Origin of the sequence: Myxococcus sp. CA051A (assembly GCF_013336705.1) — a bacterium.
GTDB lineage: Bacteria > Myxococcota > Myxococcia > Myxococcales > Myxococcaceae > Myxococcus > Myxococcus llanfairpwllgwyngyllgogerychwyrndrobwllllantysiliogogogochensis.
This window is the reverse complement of sequence record NZ_JABUMS010000008.1, coordinates 12,203-32,012: the sequence shown is the minus strand read 5'-3', so window position 1 is coordinate 32,012 and position 19,810 is coordinate 12,203. Positions and strand designations below refer to the sequence as shown.

The 19,810-nt window shown below is 70.3% G+C and carries 1 pseudogene; it reads right to left on the bottom strand.

Annotation, left to right across the window (positions count from 1 at the left end):
• Positions 1–10: 10 nt before the first annotated feature.
• Positions 11–19,765 (bottom strand): annotated as a pseudogene (locus HUA74_RS23030) (non-ribosomal peptide synthase/polyketide synthase); the annotation flags it as partial.
• Positions 19,766–19,810 lie beyond the last annotated feature (45 nt).

The window sequence follows — 19,810 nt, the reverse complement described above, 5'->3', positions numbered from 1 at the left end:
GTGAATCACATCACGAGGCTGCGTCCTCCAGGTCTCGCGCGAGCTGCTCCACCAACTCGGAGACTCGCGGCGCGCTCAACATCGTGAAGTGGTCGCCCGCGACGTCGTGCACCGAGAGCACCCCGGTGAGCCACTCGCGCCAGCCGCGGTCCTCGCGCAACGGGGCCTCGTCGGGAGACCGGGTGGCGCGGAAGAGCACGGTCCGACCCGTGTAGACACCGTCTGGCACATGGCGACGCTGGGCCTCGGTGAGTCGCTGGTAGACGTTGAAGAGCCGCTCAGCCGTGTCGAGTTCCAGCGTGTGCAAGGCCGGAGCGGCGAGTCGCAGCCGTGGCAGCACCTGGGCCAGCACCTCTCGCGCTCCCAGGCGCTCCAGCCGCCCCACCTCCAGTGAGGCGTCTTCCCAGGACACGCCGAGCATCTGACCGAAGCCGGCGAGCAGCGTGAGCGTGTCGGGCTTGGGCATCGGCTGCCGCGTAGGCGCGCGGCTGTCGAGCAGCACCAGCAGGTCCACCTTCTCTCCCGTGGCCTCGAGCAACCGCGCCATCTCGTGTGCCACGACGCCGCCGAAGGACCAGCCGCCGAGGAGGTACGGCCCCCGAGGCTGCACCGTGCGGAGCTGTGCGAGGTAGTCGCGCGCCAGCGCCTTCACGGAGGACTCGGGAAGCTCGCCGCCCTCCATGCCGGACGCGGACAGGCCGTAGATGGGCCGCTGGGTACCGAGCTCACGAACGAGCTCGGTGTAGCCCAGCGCCGCGCCTCCGCCGCCGTGGACGAGGAAGAGGGGCCGCTCTGTCGACGTGCCGGTGTCCAGGCGCACGAGGTTGGGAGTGGGCCGTGGAGCCTGCTCGCGCTGCTCCACCCGTCGAGCCAGGCGCTCCACGGTGGAGGCCTGGAAGAGGGCTGACACCGGCAGCGAGACACCCAGCCGCTCGCGAAGCAGCGACATGAGGCGGACGGCCAGCAGGGAGTGGCCGCCGAGGGCGAAGAAGTCGTCGGTGGCACTCACCTTCTGCCTGCCGAGGAGCTCGCGCCAGAGGGCCGCGATGGTCTCCTCGCCAGGGTTACGCGGAGCGACGTACTCGCTGCTCGTGGAGGACATGTCCGGAGCGGGCTGGGCCTTCGGGTCCACCGTGTCGTCGAAGCGGCCGAGGTAGACCAGTTCGCCGTTGTCCCGTCTGCGCACCTTGTCGCCCGTGCGGTAGAGGCGGGCGCCAGGCGTGGACGAGAACGGGTCTGGGAGGAACCGCTCGGCGGTGAGGCCAGGCCCGTTGAGAGAGCCCCGGCTGACGCCCGCGCCTGCGAGGAAGAGCTCGCCGGGAACCCCCAGGGGAACGGGCTGCATGCGTGCATCGAGGACGTGGGCCTGCACGTTGGCCAGCGGGGTACCGACGGGCCGGGGGGCGGAGAGCTTCTCCCAGTAGGACTCGTCAATGGCCTCTCCGTGGATGGCGCCCTCCCAGGGCCGCTCGCGATGGGTGTCGTTCCAGCGAGTCAGCATCTGCTCGCGCTCGGCGACGGGCATCAGCGGAAGCTCGCCCACGTGTGTCTCGGGAGCGTGGATGGCGGCTTCCAGCAGCGTGGCGAAATGTCCCGCCATGCGAGTGATGGTGGACTCCTCGAACAGGTCGGTCCGATAGGTCAGTGCGCCGGAGAAGCCCTCCGGCGTTTCGGCGAGCGACAGCGTCAGGTCGAAGTGGGTGGAACGCACGTCGGGCGCGACGGACTGGACGCTCAGCATCGCGGTGCCTTCGCCGGCCTCCAGCGTGTCCGTGGGGGTGTTCTGGAGGGTGAACATCACCTGGAAGAGCGGCGAGTAGCTGAGGCTGCGCTGGGGCTTGAACTCCTCGACGAGCTTCTCGAAGGGGACGTCCTGATGTTCATAGGCGGCGAGCGTGGAGGCTCGCACCTGGGAGAGGAGCTGACGGAAGGATGCGCGCGGCTCGACGCGGGAACGCAGGACGAGGGTGTTGACGAAGAAGCCGATGAGGCCCTCCAACTCGGAAGCCCTGCGGCCGGCGATGGGGGAGCCGATGGAGATGTCGTCCTGCCCGGAGTAGCGCGAGAGCAGGAGCTGGAAGGTGGCCAGCACGCCCATGAAGAGGGTGGCGCCCTCCTGCTTGCAGAAGGCTTCCACGGCGCGAGCGAGGACCCCGGGAATCTGGAAGTCGACGGTGCGACCGTGGAAGGACTGGAGCGGTGGGCGAGGGAAGTCGGTGGGCAGTTCGAGGAGCGCGGGGGCTCCGGCGAGCTGGTGCTTCCACCAGGCCACCTGCCGGGAGAGGACATCGTCCTTGAGCCACTGGCGCTGCCAGAGGGCGTAGTCGGCGTACTGGAGCGGCAGCTCGGGAAGGGGGGAGTGGAGTCCCTGGCGGAAGGCCTCGTAGAGGGTGACCACTTCTCGGACGAGCAGGCCCATGGACCAGCCGTCGGTGACGGCGTGGTGGAGGTTGAGGAGAAGCACGTGCTGCTGGGGCGCGAGGCGCAACAGGGAGGCGCGAAGCAGGGGGCCGCGACTCAAGTCGAACGGGCGGACGGCGTCCTGATGCGCCCGCTCGCGAGCGAGGGCCTCACGCTCCTCGACGGAGGAGAGGTCCTCCACGAGGAGCGCGAAGGGAGCCGGGGGGGAGATGTGCTGGAAGGGCGAGCCGTTGTCCTCGGCGAAGGACGTGCGGAGGGCTTCGTGGCGGCGGAGCAGCTCCGAGAAGGCGCGCTGGAGGGACGGGACGTCGAGCGCGCCCTCGAGGCGGAGGGCCGTGGGCATGTTGTACGTGGGAGTGCCGGGCTGGAGCTGCTCGAGGAACCAGAGGCGCTGCTGCGCGAAGGAGAGAGGCAACGGTGCGTCGTCTCGCGGTGCGGGGAGCAGCGGCGGGAGCGCGGACGCCTCGGTGGCGCGCTCGACGCGGAGGGCGAGCAACTCCAGGGTGGGCGCCTCGAAGAGGGCGCGCAGGGGGAGCTCCAGGGCGAAGACGGAGCGGATGCGCGACATCAACCGGGTGGCCAACAGCGAATGGCCGCCGCGCTCGAAGAAGTGGTCATGCCGGCCGACAACCGGGAGGCGGAGGACGTCGGCCCAGAGGGCGGCGAGGCGCACCTCGGTGGACGTGAGCGGAGCGACGAAGGCGTCGGCGCCGGGTGCCGCTTCGGGAGAAGGCAGGGCCTTGCGGTCCACCTTTCCGTTGGGCGTCAGCGGGAAGGACTCCAGGGCCATGAGCGCGCCGGGGACCTCGTAGGCCGGGAGTCTCTTGGTGAGGTAGGCGCGGAGGGCCGCGGGTTCGGGCGGGCGTGAGTGAGCGGTGTAGTAGGCGACGAGGCGCTGGTCTCCTGGGACATCCTCGCGGAGGAGGACCAGGGCTTCACGGACGTCGGGGTGGCGGGCGAGGGTGGCTTCGATTTCGCCCAGCTCGATGCGGAAGCCGCGCAGCTTCACCTGGAAGTCGAGGCGGCCGAGGAACGCGAGCTCTCCATCAGGGAGCCAGCGCACCTTGTCTCCCGTGCGGTACATGCGCGCGCCGGGGACGGAGCTGAACGGATTGGGGACGAAGCGCTCCGCGGTGAGGGACGGGCGCGCGAGATAGCCACGCGCGAGGCCATCTCCGGCCAGGAACAGCTCTCCGGAGACACCCACGGGGACAGGCTGGAGGTGGGAATCCAGGACGTAGGCCCGCACATTCGTCAGCGGTGAGCCGAGCGAAGGACGCGGCGCTCCGCGTACCGCACGCGCCGTCGAGTCCACCGTGCACTCGGTGGGCCCGTAGACGTTGAAGGCGGTGATGCGTGGATGGGTGGCGAGCCGCTCCCAGAGGGCGTCGTCCACCGCCTCGCCTCCGACGAGGACTCGCAGGGCTCGATTGGAGGCCAGCCCCTCATCGAGCAGCAGACGCAGGTGGGACGGCGCGCAGTCGAGCACGTCGACGTGGTGTTGCTCCACCCAGTTCACCAGTCGGGGCGCGTCCTGGCGAACGGCCTGGGGCACCACGCACAGGGTGTGGCCATCGGAGAGCTGGATGAGCTGCTGGACAGACGCATCGAAGGCCAGCGGCGCGTTGAGGCTGACTCGCAGCGGGCCTTGCAGGCCGGCGAGCGCCGTGGACGCGAGGGCCGCATGCAGATTCATCACGGAGGCGTGCTGAATCATGACGCCCTTCGGATGCCCGGTGCTGCCCGACGTGTAGATGACGTAGGCAAGGTGCTGGGGCGCGGAGACACGGGGTAGCGCGGTGTCCGCTTCACTGGCGAGCATCTGGGCCACGTCCGGGTCATCCATGCGGAGGACCTTGACGGACGGCGTCTCCAGTCGCTCGGCCAGGAGCTGCTGCATGAGGACGAGCGTGACGCCGGAGTCGCGGCGCACGAAGGCGAGCCGCTCGCGAGGATGGGAGGGGTCCAGGGGGACGTACGCGCCGCCCGCCTTGAGGACGCCGAGGACGGCGACAATCATGTCGACGCCGCGCTCCATGCAGATGGCGACGCGGGACTCGGGCCTGACGCCGTGAGCACGCAGCCAGTGGGCGAGCCTGTTGGCCCGACGGTCGAGCTGGTCGAAGGTGAGCGACGTCGTGTCGTCGAGGACCGCCAGCGCATCGGGTGTGCGAGCGACTTGAGCTTCGATTCGCTCGTGCAGCGCCCCTCCCCACGGCAGCTCGCGGTGCGTGTCGTTCCACGTCACGAGGAGCTGCTCCCGCTCCGCATCGGAGAGGAGGGACAGCGAACCCAGGTCCGCATCGGGCGTGGTGACCGCGGCCTTCAGCAGGGTGATGAGGTGCCCCGCCATGCGCGCGACGGTCCGCTCGTCGAACAGCTCCACGCGGAAGTCGAGCGCTCCTCCGAGTCCCTGGGATGTCCGGGCGAGCGAGAGCGAGAGGTCGAACTTCGCCTCCAGCCCCTCCACGCCCATCGGCGTGAGCTTCAGTGCTTCCAGCCCGCTCTGTTCGGAGCGGAGCGACGGCGCCTGTCGAGGCGTGCTCTGGAGCGCGAGCATCACCTGGAAGAGCGGCGAGTGGCTCAGGCTGCGCCGGGGATGGAGTTCCTCGACGAGCTTCTCGAAGGGGACGTCCTGGTGCTCGTAGGCGGCGAGCGTGGATGCACGGACCTGGGAGAGCAGCTCGCGGAAGGTGGAGCGTGGGGCGATGCGAGAGCGCAGGACGAGGGTGTTGACGAAGAAGCCGATGAGGCCCTCGGTCTCCGCTCGGTTGCGTCCCGCGATGGGCGAGCCCACGGAGATGTCGTCCTGCCCGGAGTAACGCGAGAGCAGGAGCTGGAAGGCGGCCAGCACGCCCATGAAGAGCGTCGCCCCTTCGGCTTGGGTGAAGGACTCCAGGGACTGGGTCAGCTCCTCGGGCAGGTGGAATGGCACCGCTCCACCCTGGGAGGACTGGACCGCCGGGCGGGGCCTGTCGGTGGGCAGCTCCAGCACGGCGGGCGCATCCGCGAGCTGGTGCTTCCAGTAGTCGAGCTGTCGCTGGAGCACCTCACCGCGCAGCCACGCGCGCTGCCATGCGGAGAAGTCGGCGTACTGCACAGGCAATGGCGCGAGGTCTGGCGACGTGTTCGTGGCGATGGCGGCGTAGAGAGTGACCAGCTCGCGCACCAGCACTTCCATGGACCAGCCGTCGGAGACGATGTGATGCATCGTCACCAGCAGCACGTGCTCCTTCGCGTCCATCCGGAGCAGCGAAGCGCGCAGCAGCGGGCCGGTGGCCAGGTGGAAGGGCTTGAGCGCCTCCTCGTTGATGAGCCGCTGAGCCCGAGCAGCGCGCTCGTCCCCGTGCACGCGGCTCAGGTCCACGAGCGGAAGTGAGAAGGCCGCGGCCGGGTGGATGACCTGCACGGGCTCACCGTCATGAGACGGGAAGGTGGTGCGGAGGGCTTCATGGCGTCGCACCAGGGCGTCGAAGCTGGCCTCGAGCGCGTCCGCGTCCAGCGCCCCTTCCAGGCGCAGCGCCGCGGGCATGTTGTAGAGCGCGCTGCCGGGCTCGAGCTGGTCGATGAACCACAGGCGCTGCTGCGCGAAGGACAGCGGCAGTGCCTGGGTGCGGGATACGGGAATCAGGGGAGGCAACGCAGAGGTGCCCCCGCGAGCGTTCGCGTCGATGCGTGCGGCGAGGGACGAGACGGTGGGCGCCTCGAAGAGGGCTCGGAGGGGCAGCTCGACCTGGAAGACCGTGCGGATGCGCGAGGCGAGCTGGGTGGCGAGGATGGAGTGTCCGCCGAGCGCGAAGAAGGAGTCCTCGGCGCCGACGTGCTCGATGCGCAGCAACTCCGCCATGAGGGTTGCCAGCGTGCGCTCGGTGGCGTTGAGAGGCGCGACGTGGGAGTCGGTGCTCACGGCGTCCGGCGAAGGCAGCGCGGCGCGGTCGACCTTGCCGTTGGAGGACAGGGGCAGTGCCTCCAGCGAGACGATGGCCGAGGGCACCATGTACGCCGGGAGGCGTTCACCCAGATGTCCCCGCAGGGCGTTGGCGTCGGGGAGGGGGGCGCCTGAATGCGGCGCGACGTAGGCCACGAGCCGTGCGCCCAAAGGGCCCTCCTCGCGCACCACCACCACCGCGTCGCCGACGGAGGCATGCGTCCGCAGCGCGGATTCAATCTCTCCCAGTTCGATGCGGTAGCCACGCACCTTCACCTGGAAGTCGGCGCGGCCCAGGTACTCCAGCCGTCCGTCGGCGCCCCAGCGGACGCGGTCGCCCGTCCGGTACATCCGGGCTCCAGGCAGCGCGCTGAAGGCATCGGGGATGAAGCGCTCCGCGGTCAGCGCGGGACGCCGCCAGTAGCCGCGCGCCACGCCCGAGCCGCCGATGAACAGCTCACCCACGACGCCTACCGGCACCGGGCGCAGGTGGGCATCCAGGACGTACAGGCGGGTATTGGCGATGGGGCGGCCGATGGAGATGGAACCGCTCGTCGCGTCTCCAGGGGCCACGGTGTGGACGCTGCAACCGACCACCGTCTCGGTGGGGCCGTACTCGTTGATGAGCAGGGTGTCCGGAGCGTGCTTGCGCCAGAAGGCCACGCCTTCGGCGGTCAGGGCCTCGCCGCCGATGACAAAGGCTCGGGTGCGACCGGCCGCCTCACCCTGCGTGAGCTGGTAGGAGAGCAGTTGCAGGTGCGTCGGCGTCAGCTTCACGAGGCTGAAGTCGCTGCCCTCGCGCAGGGCTTCACCCAGCCCCTCCACGCCTGCCTCCTCGGGCACGAGCACCACGGGTCTCCCTGCGATGAGCGGAGCGATGAGGCTGGTGACGGTCAGGTCGAAGGAGAGCGGCGAGTGGACCGGTGAGCCCGAGCCCTCGGCGATGCGGTACGCGTGCAGGGCCCAGGTGAGGTAGTTCACGACGCCCCGGTGTTCCACCATGACGCCCTTGGGGAGGCCGGTGCTGCCAGAGGTGTAGATGAGGTAGGCGAGGTCGTCGGCGGTGGCCAGGGGGGCCGGAGCAGTCGTGGGCTGCTTGCCCGCCGTGACGTCCCAGTCCTTGTCGACTCGGAGGACGGAGACTGTGTTCGTGAGCAGTGCGTCCGTGAGCGCGGCCTGGGTGAGGACAACGGCGACGTCGGTGTCTTGCAGGAGGAAGGCGATGCGAGAGTCGGGCAGGGCCGGGTCGAGAGGCAGGTAGGCGGCACCGGCCTTGAGGGTTGCCCAGAGGGCGACGACCATCTCCGGCGAGCGGCGGAAGTACAGGCCCACTCGTGAGCCTTGCCCCACACCCAGGTCGCGCAGCGCGTGGGCGAGCTGATTGGCGCGTGCGTCCAGCTCACGGAAGGTGAGCTGAGCGTCGCCCATGGACACGGCGAGCGCGTCGGGAGTGCGAGCGACGGTTTCCTCGAAGAGGGCGTGGACGGTGGTGTGCGCGGGGAAGTCCGCATGCGTGTCGTTCCACTCCACCAGGACGCGGTGCTGCTCGGCCTCGTCCATGAGCGGAAGGGACGCGACGGGGGCATCAGGCTGGTCCACAGCGGCGCGGAGCAGCGTGAGGAAGTGCGTCACCATGCGCGCGGCCGTGGAGGCATCGAAGAGCGCGGTGGCGACCTGGAGGGCGCCTTCGTATCCAGAAGGTGCTTCGACGAAGGTGAGGTTGAGGTCGAACTTGGCGAGCGCGTCACCCTGGTCGACGGAATGCACTCGCAGGCCGGGCAGCTCCAGGCCTCCCATGGGCGTGTTCAGCAGGGAGAACATGACCTGGAAGAGCGGGGGGACATCGAGGACCCGCTCGGGCTGCAGCTCTTCGACGAGCTTCTCGAAGGGCACGTCCTGGTGCTCGAAGGCCCCCAGGGTGGTGGCGCGGACGCGCTCCAACAGCGCGTGGAACGAGGCTCGTGGGTCGATGCGCGCACGGAGCACCAGCGTGTTGACGAAGAAGCCGATGAGGCCCTCGGTCTCCTCGCGGTTGCGGCCGGCGATGGGGGAGCCGACGGAGATGTCGTCCTGGCCCGAGTAGCGGGAGAGCAGGAGCTGGAAGGCGGCCAGCAGCGTCATGAAGGGCGTGGCGCCCTGGCGCTGTGAGAGCGCCTTGATGGCGTCGGACAGCTCGGCACCCAGCGCGATGGGGAGGATGACGGCCTCGCGCGACGCGTGGGCGGCGCGGGGCCTGTCGGTGGGCAGCTCCAGCAGCGCGGGGGCTCCTTGGAGTTGCTGCTTCCAGTAGGCCAGCCGCGTCCGCAGCGCCTCGTCACGCAGCCAGCCGCGCTGCCACGCCGCGAAGTCGGCGTATTGCACGGACAGCGGAGGAAGCACGGCCGGCTCGCCGGAGAGGTGCGCCGCGTAGAGCGTGCCCAGCTCGCGCACCAGCACGCCGGAAGACCAACCGTCGGAGACGATGTGGTGGATGTTGGCGAGGAGCAGGTGCTCGCGCTCCGCCAGCTTGACGAGGCAGAGGCGGAACAACGGTCCGGAGGTGAGGTCGAAGGGACGCTCTCCTTCCTCCACCGTCAGTCGTCGGGCCTCGGCCTGACGGTGGTCATCCTCCAGGTGCCGCAGGTCGATGAGCGCGATGGAGACGGGCGCCGCGGGGTGGATGACCTGGGACGGTTGCCCGTCGATGGAGGTGAACGTGGTGCGGAGCGCCTCGTGGCGTGAGACGACGTCGGAGACCGCTCGCTCCAAGGCGGCGATGTCGAGTGTCCCCTCGAGGCGAAGCGCCGTGAGGATGTTGTAGAGGGCGCTGCCGGGATCGAGCTGGTCGATGAACCACAGTCGCTGCTGCGCGAAGGACAGCGGCAGGGCGCCTGTGCGCGGTACGGGCGTCAGCGCCGGAACCTCCAGCCCCTGCTGCTTCTGTCGCGAGGCATCCAGGTACCGGGCCAGTCCGGCGACGGTGGGGGCTTCGAAGAGCTCCCGCAGCGGGAGCTCGACGTTGAAGGCGGAGCGGATGCGGGAGACGACCTGCGTGGCGAGAAGGGAGTGGCCTCCCAGCTCGAAGAAGTCGTCCTCCGGGCCCACTCGCGAGACACCGAGCACCTCGGCGTAGATGCCCGCGAGCACCTCCTCCGTGGCGGTGCGTGGCATCTCGGGCGCCTCTTGAGGCTGAGTGCTGACTCCGGGCGGAGGGAGGGCCTTGCGGTCGACCTTGCCGTTCGCTGTCAGCGGCAGCTCCGTCAGCGTGACGATGGCCGACGGCACCATGTACGCGGGGAGCCGCTCCTCGAGGAAGCCGCGCACAGCGCCAGTGTCCAGTCCATGCTCCGAGGGCACCACGTAGGCGACGAGTCGCTTGTCGCCCGGGGCGTCCTCGCGCACGACGACGATGGTCTCACCGACGCCCGGATGCTGGCGCAGGGCGCTCTCCACTTCACCGGGCTCGATGCGGAAGCCACGCACCTTGACCTGGAAGTCGGCGCGGCCCTGGAACTCCAAGGTTCCATCCATCCGCCACCGGGCCTTGTCACCCGTGCGGTAGAGCCGCGTGCCAGGAGCCCCGAAGGGATGGGGCACGAAGCGCTCCGCGGTGAGGTCCGGCCGCCCGAGGTAGCCCCAGGCGAGGCCGTCGCCTCCGACGTACAGCTCGCCCGTCACTCCGGGAGGCACCGGCTGGAATGAGCCGTCCAACACGAAGGTGGAGGAGTGAGGCACCGGCCCGCCGATGGGGACCGAGTCGCCCACCGCATCACCCGCGCGCAGGGCATGTGTGGCGGAGAATGTGGTGTTCTCGGTGGGGCCGTAGCCGTTGATGAGGACGCCGCTCGGAGGCAGCAGCGCGAGGTGTTCGCGCACGCGCCGCGCGGGCAGCACGTCTCCACCCGCGAGCACCTGGGAGACGCCGGTCAGCGCCTGGGGCTGATACGTCACCATCTGCTCGTAGAGGGCAGCGGTGAGCCAGAGCGAGGAGATGCGGTGACGCGCGAGCAGCGCTCCCAGCTCCTCAAGAGACAGCGCTCCAGGAGGCGCGAGGACGAGCCGGGCGCCGTGAAGCACCGCGCCCCAGAGTTCGAGCGTGGAGGCATCGAAGGCGACGGGGGCCGCCTGGAGCCAGACCTCGTTGGGCCCGAAGCGGATGGCACCGTGAGGCTGCACGAGTCGGACGACGCCCCGGTGCGGCACGCAGACGCCCTTGGGCTCGCCGGTACTCCCCGAGGTGAACATGACGTAGGCCAGGGCGTCCGCGCTCGCGGGCACCTCTGGGGCCGAGTCTGGCTGGCGGGCGATATGCGCGGCCTCTTCGTCCATGACGACGAGCACGACGCCCAGCTCCGGCAGCTCGTCCGCCACCGACGACTCCGTCAACAGGACGGCGGAGGAAGACTGGCGCAGGACCCACGCCATGCGCTCGGTCGGCCAGGTGGCATCCAGTGGGACGTACGCGGCTCCCGCCTTGAGGGTGCCGAGCAGCGCGACCACCAGGTCCACGGAGCGCTTCAGGTGCACGGCGACGCGGCTGCCGGGCTGAACGCCCAGTCCGCGGAGATGATGGGCGAGCCGGTTCGCGCGCGCGTCGAGCTGCGCGTACGTGATGCTCGCGTCCTTGGACTCGACGGCGACGGCGTCCGGAGTGAGCGCGGCCTGTCGGGCGAAGAGTTGATGGATGGCCGCGTCACGCGGGTACTCCGCGGCGGCGGCGTTCCACAGCGCCAGGACCTGATGCCGCTCCTCGGAGGACAGCAGCGACACGAGGCCCAGCGGGCGCTCCGGCGCGGCGGTGACGGCCTCCAGCAGCACAGCGTAGTGGCGCATCAGCCGCTTCACCGTGTCCGCATCGAAGAGGTCGGTGTTGTAGTTGAGGGCGCCGGAGAAGCCCTGCGTCCCCTCCTCCAGCAGGAGGCTGACCTCGTACTGCGACGTGGTGATGTTCGCGGTGAGCGGAGCGAAGGAGAGCCCCGGGAGCTGGATGGCCTCGACGGGGGTGTTCTGGAGGGTGAGGGTGGCCTGGAAGAGCGGGCTGCGAGCGAGGTCGCGCTGAGGCTGGAGCTCCTCGACGAGCTTCTCGAAGGGGAGGTCCTGGTGCTGGTACGCAGCCAGCGTGGCACCGCGCACGTGGGCGAGGAGCTGGAGGAAGGAGCCGAGCGCGTCGATGCGCGAGCGCAGGACGAGCGTGTTGACGAAGAAGCCGATGAGGCCCTCCGTCTCCCCTTGCTGGCGGTTGGCGATGGGGAAGCCCACGGAGACGTCGTCCTGCCCGGCGTAGCGGGCGAGCACGAGCTGCCAGGCCGCGAGCAGCACCATGAAGGGCGTGGCGCCCTCACGCTGGGCCAGTGCTCGCACGGAGGCGCTCAGCTCGCCTGTCAGCGCGACAGGGAGCAGGGTGCCCTTGTGGGACTGGACGGCCGGACGAGGCCTGTCCGTGGGCAGCTCGAGGACACCCGAGGTGCCCGAGAGGTGTTCCTTCCAGAAGTCGAGCTGACGCTGGAGCATGTCGCCGCGCAGCCAGGTGCGCTGCCATGCCGCGTAGTCGGCGTACTGCACGGGCAGCGGAGGCAGCGCGGCCGGAGTGCCCGTGGTCCGAGCCACGTACAGCGTGGCCAGCTCGCGCACGAGGACGCCCGTGGACCACGCGTCGGAGACGATGTGGTGCATCGTCACCAGGAGCACATGGGCCTGTGCGCCATGCTTCAGCAACGAGGCGCGAAGGAGCGGCCCCGTGGAGAGGTCGAACGAAGCGAGGGCGTCCGCCGCGATGAGGGCTTGCGTCCGCGACTGTCGCTCCTCTTCGGACAGCGCGCTCAGGTCCACCACGGGCATGCTGAAGCGGGAGGCGGGACGGATGCGCTGCACCGGCGCACCGTCACGCATGGCGAAGGTCGTGCGCAGCACCTCGTGGCGGTTCACCAGGGCGTTGAAGGCGTGCTCCAGCGCTCCGACCTCCAGTGCGCCCTCCACGCGAAGCGCCGTGGGCAGGTTGAAGAGCGGCGTGCCCGGGGATAGCTGGTCGATGAACCACAGGCGCTGCTGGGAGAAGGAGAGCGGCAACGCCTCCGTGCGAGGCACGGGCACCAGGGGCGGCACCTCCGGAGTCGTCTCCCCTCGGCTGGCGTCGATGCGCGCGGCGAGGCCCGCCACGGTGGGGTCCTCGAAGAGGGCGCGCAGGGGGAGGTCCACCCGGAACGCGGCCCGGATGCGAGAGGCGAGCTGGGTGGCGAGCAGCGAGTGGCCTCCCAGGGTGAAGAAGCTGTCCTGCGCTCCCACCTGCTCGACGCGGAGGATGGCGGCCATCAGCTCCGCCAGCGTCTGTTCCGTGGGCGTGCGCGGGGCGATCCACGCGGCATCCGCGTCGGCCTGCATGTCCGGTGCGGGCAGCGCCTCGTGGTCCAGCTTGCCGTTCGCGGTGAGGGGCAGCGCATCCAGCACCACGAAGGCCGCGGGTACCAGGTGCTCAGGCAGTCCGGTCAGCAGTCCTCGCCGGAGCTCCGTGGCCTCCAGCGTGCTCTCTGCTCGTGGCACCACGTAGGCGACCAGCAGGTCGTCGCGCACCAGCACGACGGCCTCCTGGACGCCCGGCTGTCGCAGGAGCGCGGCTTCGACTTCACCTGGCTCGATGCGCAAGCCGCGCAGCTTCACCTGGAAGTCGAAGCGGCCCAGGTGCTCGAGGGTTCCGTTCGCGAGCCAGCGCGCCCTGTCGCCGGTGCGGTAGATGCGGGCACCGGGCTCGGTGCTGAACGGGTTTGGGATGAACCGCTCGGCGATGAGGTGGGGCTGGTGCGGGGCGCCGCGCGCCAGACCCTCGTCGCCCAGATACAGCTCGCCGGGCACGCCCGTGGGGACCGGCCGCAGGTCCGCGTCCAGGACATAGGTCTGGGTGTCGTTCCACTCTCCGAGGACGCGTCGCAGCTCGGCCTCGTCCATCAGCGGCAGGGCGGAGAGTGACTGCTCGGGGTCCGCCACGGCCGCGCGGAGCAGGGTGAGCAGGTGCTCCACCATCCGCGCCATGGTGGCGTTGTCGAACAGGTCGACGTTGTAGTCGAGCGTGCCCACGAAGCCCGCTGGCGTCTCCGTCAGGGTGAGGTTCAGGTCGAACTTGAGGGGCATCTCGTGGTCCCCCAGTCCCTCCAGCCGCAACCCGGGCAGCTCCAGCGCGCCCATGGGGGTGTTCAGCACGGAGAACATGACCTGGAACAGCGGCGAGTAGCTGAGGCTGCGCTCGGGGTGCAGCTCCTCGACGAGCTTCTCGAAGGGCACGTCCTGGTGGTCGAAGGCCTCCAGCGTGGTGCGCTTCACCTGCTTCAGCAGCGAGGCGAAGGAGGCGTGTGGCTCCAGCCGCGCGCGCAGCGCCAGCGTGTTGACGAAGAAGCCGATGAGGCCCTCGGTCTCCCCCCGGTTGCGCCCGGCGATGGGCGAGCCGACGACGATGTCGTCCTGGCCGGAGTAGCGCGCGAGGAGCACCTGGAACGCGGCCAGCAACGTCATGAAGGGCGTGGCGCCGTGCTGCTGCGACAGGGTCTTGATGGCGTCGGAGAGGTCCGTGGACAGCACGACGGCGCGCTGAGCGGCGTTGCGCGTCTGGACGGCCGGACGGGGTCTGTCGGTGGACAGCTCCAGCAGCGCCGGAGCGCCTTCGAGCTGTCGCTTCCAGTAGCCCAGGCGCGTGCGGAGCGCGTCGTCGCGCAGCCAGCCCCGCTGCCAGGCCGCGAAGTCGGCGTACTGCACGGGCAGCGGAGGCAGCTCCGCCTGTGTCCCTGACAGGTGCGCCGCATAGAGGGCGCCCAGCTCTCGCACCAGCACGCCCGTGGACCAGCCGTCGGAGACGATGTGGTGCATCGTCGAGAGCAGCACATGCTCCCGCGCTTCCACTCGCAGCAGTGTGACTCGGAAGAGCGGACCCGTGGCGAGGTCGAAGGGGGTCAGGGCCTCTTCGCGGGCGAGGCGGAGCACCTCGGCCTCGCGCTCGGCCGAGGGCAGGGTGCTCAGGTCCACCACCGGCAGCGTCACGGGCGCGGCCGGATGGATGTGCTGCACGGGCTCCCCTTCGCGCGAGGCGAAGGTGGTGCGCAGCGCCTCGTGGCGCTCCACCACGTCGGAGATGGAGTGCTCCAGCGCGGCCACGTCCAGGTCGCCCACCAGCCGGAGCGCGGAGGGCATGTTGTACAGGGCGCTGGCCGGCTCCAACTGGTCGATGAACCACAGGCGCTGCTGAGCGAAGGACAGCGGCAGCGCGTCCGTGCGCGGCACGGGCACGAGCGGGGGCAGGCCCAGGCCTCGCCGTTCCAGGCGCAGGGCGTCCACCTGCCCGGCCAGCGCGGAGAGCGTCGGGGACTCGAACAGCTCACGCAGGGCCAGCTCCAGGTCGAACGTCGCCCGGATGCGCGAGACGACCTGGGTGGCGAGGAGCGAGTGTCCGCCCAGCTCGAAGAAGTCGTCATTCCTCCCCACGCGCGGGACGCCCAGCACGTCGGAGAAGATGCTGGCCAGCGCCACTTCGGTGGCACCGACAGGCACCATGAAGGCGTCAGCGCCCGAGCCCTCCAGCTCCGGTGCCGGCAGGGCATTGCGGTCCACCTTGCCGTTCGGAGTCAGCGGCAGGGACTCCAGGCACACCAGGGCCGAGGGCACCATGTACTCGGGCAGCTTCTGGCGCAGGAAGTCCTTCAGCCCCGCCATGTCGGCGTCGGGCGCCACGACATAGGCCACCAGTCGCTTGTCGCCGGGCGCATCCTCGCGCACCACGACGACGGCCTCGCTCACGCTGGCGTGCAGCCGCAGGACGCTCTCCACCTCGCCCGGCTCGATTCGGAAGCCGCGCACCTTGACCTGGAAGTCCGTGCGGCCGAGGAACTCCAGCGTGCCGTCGTCGCTCCAGCGCACCTTGTCGCCCGTGCGGTAGAGGCGCTCGCCCGCATTGAACGGATGGGGCACGAAGCGCTCGGCCGTGAGGTCCGGACGGCCCAGGTAGCCCCAGGCCAGTCCGTCTCCTCCCGTGAACAGCTCGCCCGGCGCACCAGGGAGCACCGGCTCGAACCGCTCATCCAACACGTAGACGCGGGTGTTGGAGATGGGGCGGCCAATGGGCACGGAAGCGCCGATGACGTCGCCTGCCTCCATCCGGTGGCACGCGGTGAACGTCGTGTTCTCCGTGGGGCCGTAGCCGTTGACGAGCACCGCGTCGGGAGCCATCCGCGACAGGTGTTCGCGCACGCGCCGCACGGGCAGCACATCGCCTCCCGCCAGCACCTGTCGCACGGAGGCCAGGGCCTCGGGTTGATGGATGGCCATCTGCTCGAAGAGGGCCGCCGTCAACCACAGGGTGGTGACGCGGTGGCGCACCAGCACCGCGCCCAGCTCTTCCAGCGTGGGCGTGTGAGGCGGGAAGAGGACCAGGCGCGCGCCATGGAGCAGCGCGCCCCAGACTTCCAACGTGGAGGCGTCGAAGGAGATGGGCGCGAGCTGGAGGAAGACCTCCTGGGGGCCAAAGTGGATGAACTCGCCGCTCATCACCAGTCGGGTGATGCCTCGGTGGGGGATGGCGACGCCCTTGGGCTGCCCCGTGGAGCCCGAGGTGAACATGACGTACGCGAGGCTGTCCGCGTCAGCGCGAGTGTCGAGCGCCGACACAGGCTGGAGGGCCACCTGCTCCCAGTCGGAGTCGAGGCAGACGAGGAGCGGGACGTAGGCGGGCAGCTCATCGGCGAGCCGCTCCTGGGTCACGAGGACGGACGCACCCGTGCTCGCGAGCATGGCGGACAGCCGCTCCGCCGGATAGGCGGGGTCGAGCGGAACGAAGGCCGCGCCCGCCTTGAGGATGCCCAGCAGGCCCACGGGCAGCTCCAGGCTCCGCTCCAGGCACAGGGCCACGCGAGTCCCCGGCGTGACGCCCAGGGTGCGCAGATGGTGCGCGAGCTGGTTGGAGCGCTCGTCGAGCTCCCGGTAGGTGAGCATGCCCGTCGTGGACTCGACGGCGATGGCGTCCGGTGTGCGCGCCGCCTGCTCGGCGAAAAGCTGATGCACTCCCGCTTCGCGCGGGTAGTCGCGCTGTGTCCGGTTCCACTCCACCAGCACTCGCTCGCGCTCCTCCTGTGTCACCAGGGAGAGCGAGGACAGCAGGGCCTGGGGCCGGGCAAGCATGGACTCCAGGGCCGTGGCCCAGTGGCGCAGCACCCGCTCCAGCGCCGGCGTCTCGAAGCGCTGCGTGTCGTAGACGAGGCGCAGCTCCAGCCGAGGGCCGGGCAGGACGATGGCCACGAAGGGCACGTCGGACTGTTCGGCGCTGGCGAGGTCGCGGACCTGGAAGTCGCTGCCGCCGGAGTAGACGGCGTCGTCGACGGGGTAGTTCTCGAAGACGTACAGGCTCTGGAACAGCGGCTGGCCGCGAGGCACGTCGCTCCATGCCTGGATTCGCGCCAGTGAGGCGTGCTCGTGCTGGTTCAGCGCCTGCATCTGGGCGTGTTGCGAAGCGAGCCACGCCACCACCGGCATGTCGGGCTCCAGCCGGCTGCGCAAGGGCAGCGTGTTGATGAACAGGCCCACCATGTGCTCGATGCCCGGCACGTCGGCGGCGCGGCCGGAGACGGTGGTGCCGAAGATGACATCGCGCTCACCGGAGTAGCGGGCGAGCACCAGCGCCCAGGCGCCCTGCAGCACGGTGTTGGCCGTGAGCTGGTGCTGGCGTGCGTACGCGTGCAGCGCCTGGGTCGTCTCGGCGCTCAAGAGGAGCCCTCGCTCGCCCTGCGCGTACGGTGCGTCCTTGGTGTCGGGGAGCCTGGCGCCGGGGAGTGGCGTCGGCGCGGTGAAGCCCTGGAGGGCTTCGCGCCAGTGGGCCTCGCTGTGCGCGGTGGGGTCCTCTCGTAGCCAGGAGATGAAGTCCCGGTACGCGGGAGCGGCCCCCAGCGCGGGACGCTGGCCCTTGGAGGCGGCGTTGTAGGAGGCGAACAGTTCCTTGAAGACGAGGCCGAGGCTCCAGCCGTCCATCAGCAGGTGATGCGAGGACCAGAGGACGCGGTGCAACCCATCATCCAGCTTCACCACCGTCAGGCGCATCAGGGGCGACTGGCGCAGGTCGAAGCCCCGGACGCGGTCCGAGGCCATGAGGGCATCGAAGCGGGCCTTCTGCTCGTCCGGAGTCAGGCCGCGCCAGTCCAGCTCCTCCCAGGGCAGCGCGACGCGCGGGCTCACCACCTGAAGCGGTTCATCCAGCCCTTCCCAGACGAACGCGGTGCGCAGGGGCGCATGGCGCTCCACCACCGTCTCCCATGCGCGGCGGAAGAGCCCCAGGTCGATGCGCGCGCCGAACGTCCAACCGAACTGCGTGACGTACACGCCCGAGCCCGGCGCCATCAGCGACTGGAACAGCATGCCCTGCTGGAGAGCGGACAGCGGGTAGACGTCCTCCACGGGCAAGCCCGGTGGGAGTACCCTGTCCTGCGTCGCCTGCGTCAGCCGCGCCAGCGGGAAGTCGGCCGGGGTGTAGCGCAGGGCATCGGACGTGGCGCGGCCGGAGACGAGCAGGCGCAGCGCATCCTTGAAGGACTCCACGAGCGCGAGCGCGGTGGCCTCGTCGTGGAGGTCGCGGCTGTACGTGAGGGAGAGGTGGAGTTGTCCCCCCTGGACGACGGCTGACACGTCGAGCAGGTGCGCGCGCGGCGCACGCGGGCTGATGGATGGACCCTGGGCCTCTGGCGCGAACGTGAACAGCGAGGCGTCGCTGGAGGTGGAGTCCACCTGGCCCAGATAGTTGAGAGACACCTCGGGGACGGGCAGGTCGCGCAGCCGCGCATGGGTGTCGTCCTCGCGCAGGTGGCGCAGCAGGCCGTGTCCCAGGCCGTTGGCGGACAGGGTGCGCAGCGCGTCCCGAGTGGAGCGCACGGTGTCACCGGGACTGTCCCCGGCGCCCACCTGGAGAAGGACCGGGTAGAGAGAGGTGAACCAGCCCACGGTGCGTGACAGGTCCACGTCGGTGAAGAGGTCCTCGCGGCCGTGGCCTTCGGCTTCGACGAGGAAGCGCGACTGGCCCGTGCGCACGGCCAGGGCACGGCCCAGCGCGGCCAGCAGCACGTCCTGGAGCCGCGCGCGGTATGCCGCGGGCACCTCACGCAGCAGCAGGCCCGTGTCTCCGGCGTCGAGACTCGTGGAGACGGTGTGCGAGGAGGCGACGGTGTTCAGCCCCTCCGCCCTGTCTCGGGGCAGCGGGAGGACGCGCGCGCGGGCCTCGTCCAGCCAGTAGGCGCGCTCGGCGTCGAGCGCCTCGGACCGGGCATGCGTGTGCAGGCGCTCGGACCACGTCTTGAAGGACGTCGTCTTTGCCGGGAGCGAGGGCGCCTCGCCACGCAGGGCCTGACGGCAGAGTGTCTCCAGGTCTTCGACGAGGATTCGCCAGGAGACTGCGTCGACGACGAGGTGGTGGGCCACGAGCAGCAGTCGCGCGGACTCCCCCGGGCCGAAGTCGAAGTGGACGGCGCGCAAGAGCGGCGCCGAGCCCAGGTCGAAGGACCTCTGCGCCTCGGTGGCGATGGCTTCCACCCGCGCGGTCCGCTCACCCGTGGATAGCGAGGACACGTCCTCCCGGCGCAGCGACGGGGTGTGCTCCAGGCCCGTGCCGTGCTGGCTCCACCGGCCGTCCACCTGGACGAAGCGGATGCGCAGGGCGTCGTGGTGCTCCACCAGCTTGCGCAGGGCGGCTTCGAGGACGGAGGGCTCCACCGGCTCGCGCAGCCGCAGCATCAGCGCCTGGTTGTAGTGGTGCGGCTCGGGATTCGTGCCCTCGAGGAACGCGCGCTGGATGGGCGTGAGGAGCACCGGGCCGACGACGGGCGTTTGCTCAGCGGTGGTGGCCTGGAGCCGGGAGACCTCGGGGGCCAGGGTGGCGATGGTCTGCGACTGGAAGAGCTGCCGGGGCGCGAAGTGCAGACCGGCACGACGGGCGCGCGCGACGAGCTGGAGGCTGATGATGGAGTCGCCGCCCAACTGGAAGAAGTTGTCGTGGATGCCGACACGCGGGACGCGCAACACCTGGGCCCACACCGTGGCGAGGGCCTCCTCCATCTCGTTGCGAGGCGCGACGTAGGAGTCGGTGCTCACGGCGTCCGGCGAAGGCAGCGCTGCGCGGTCGACCTTGCCGTTGGAGGACAAGGGCAGCGCCTCCAGCGCGACGATGGCCGAGGGCACCATGTACGAGGGGAGGCGCTCACCCAGGTGCGTCCGCAGCACGCCGATGTCGGGAAGGGAAGCGCCGGCATGCGGCGCGACATAGGCCACGAGCCGTGCGCCCGAGGGGCCGTCCTCGCGCACCACCACCACCGCGTCGCCGACAGAGGCATGCGTCCGCAGCGCGGATTCAATCTCTCCCAGTTCGATGCGGTAGCCACGCACCTTCACCTGGAAGTCGGCGCGGCCCAGGTACTCCAGCCGTCCGTCGGCGCCCCAGCGGACGCGGTCGCCCGTCCGGTACATCCGGGCTCC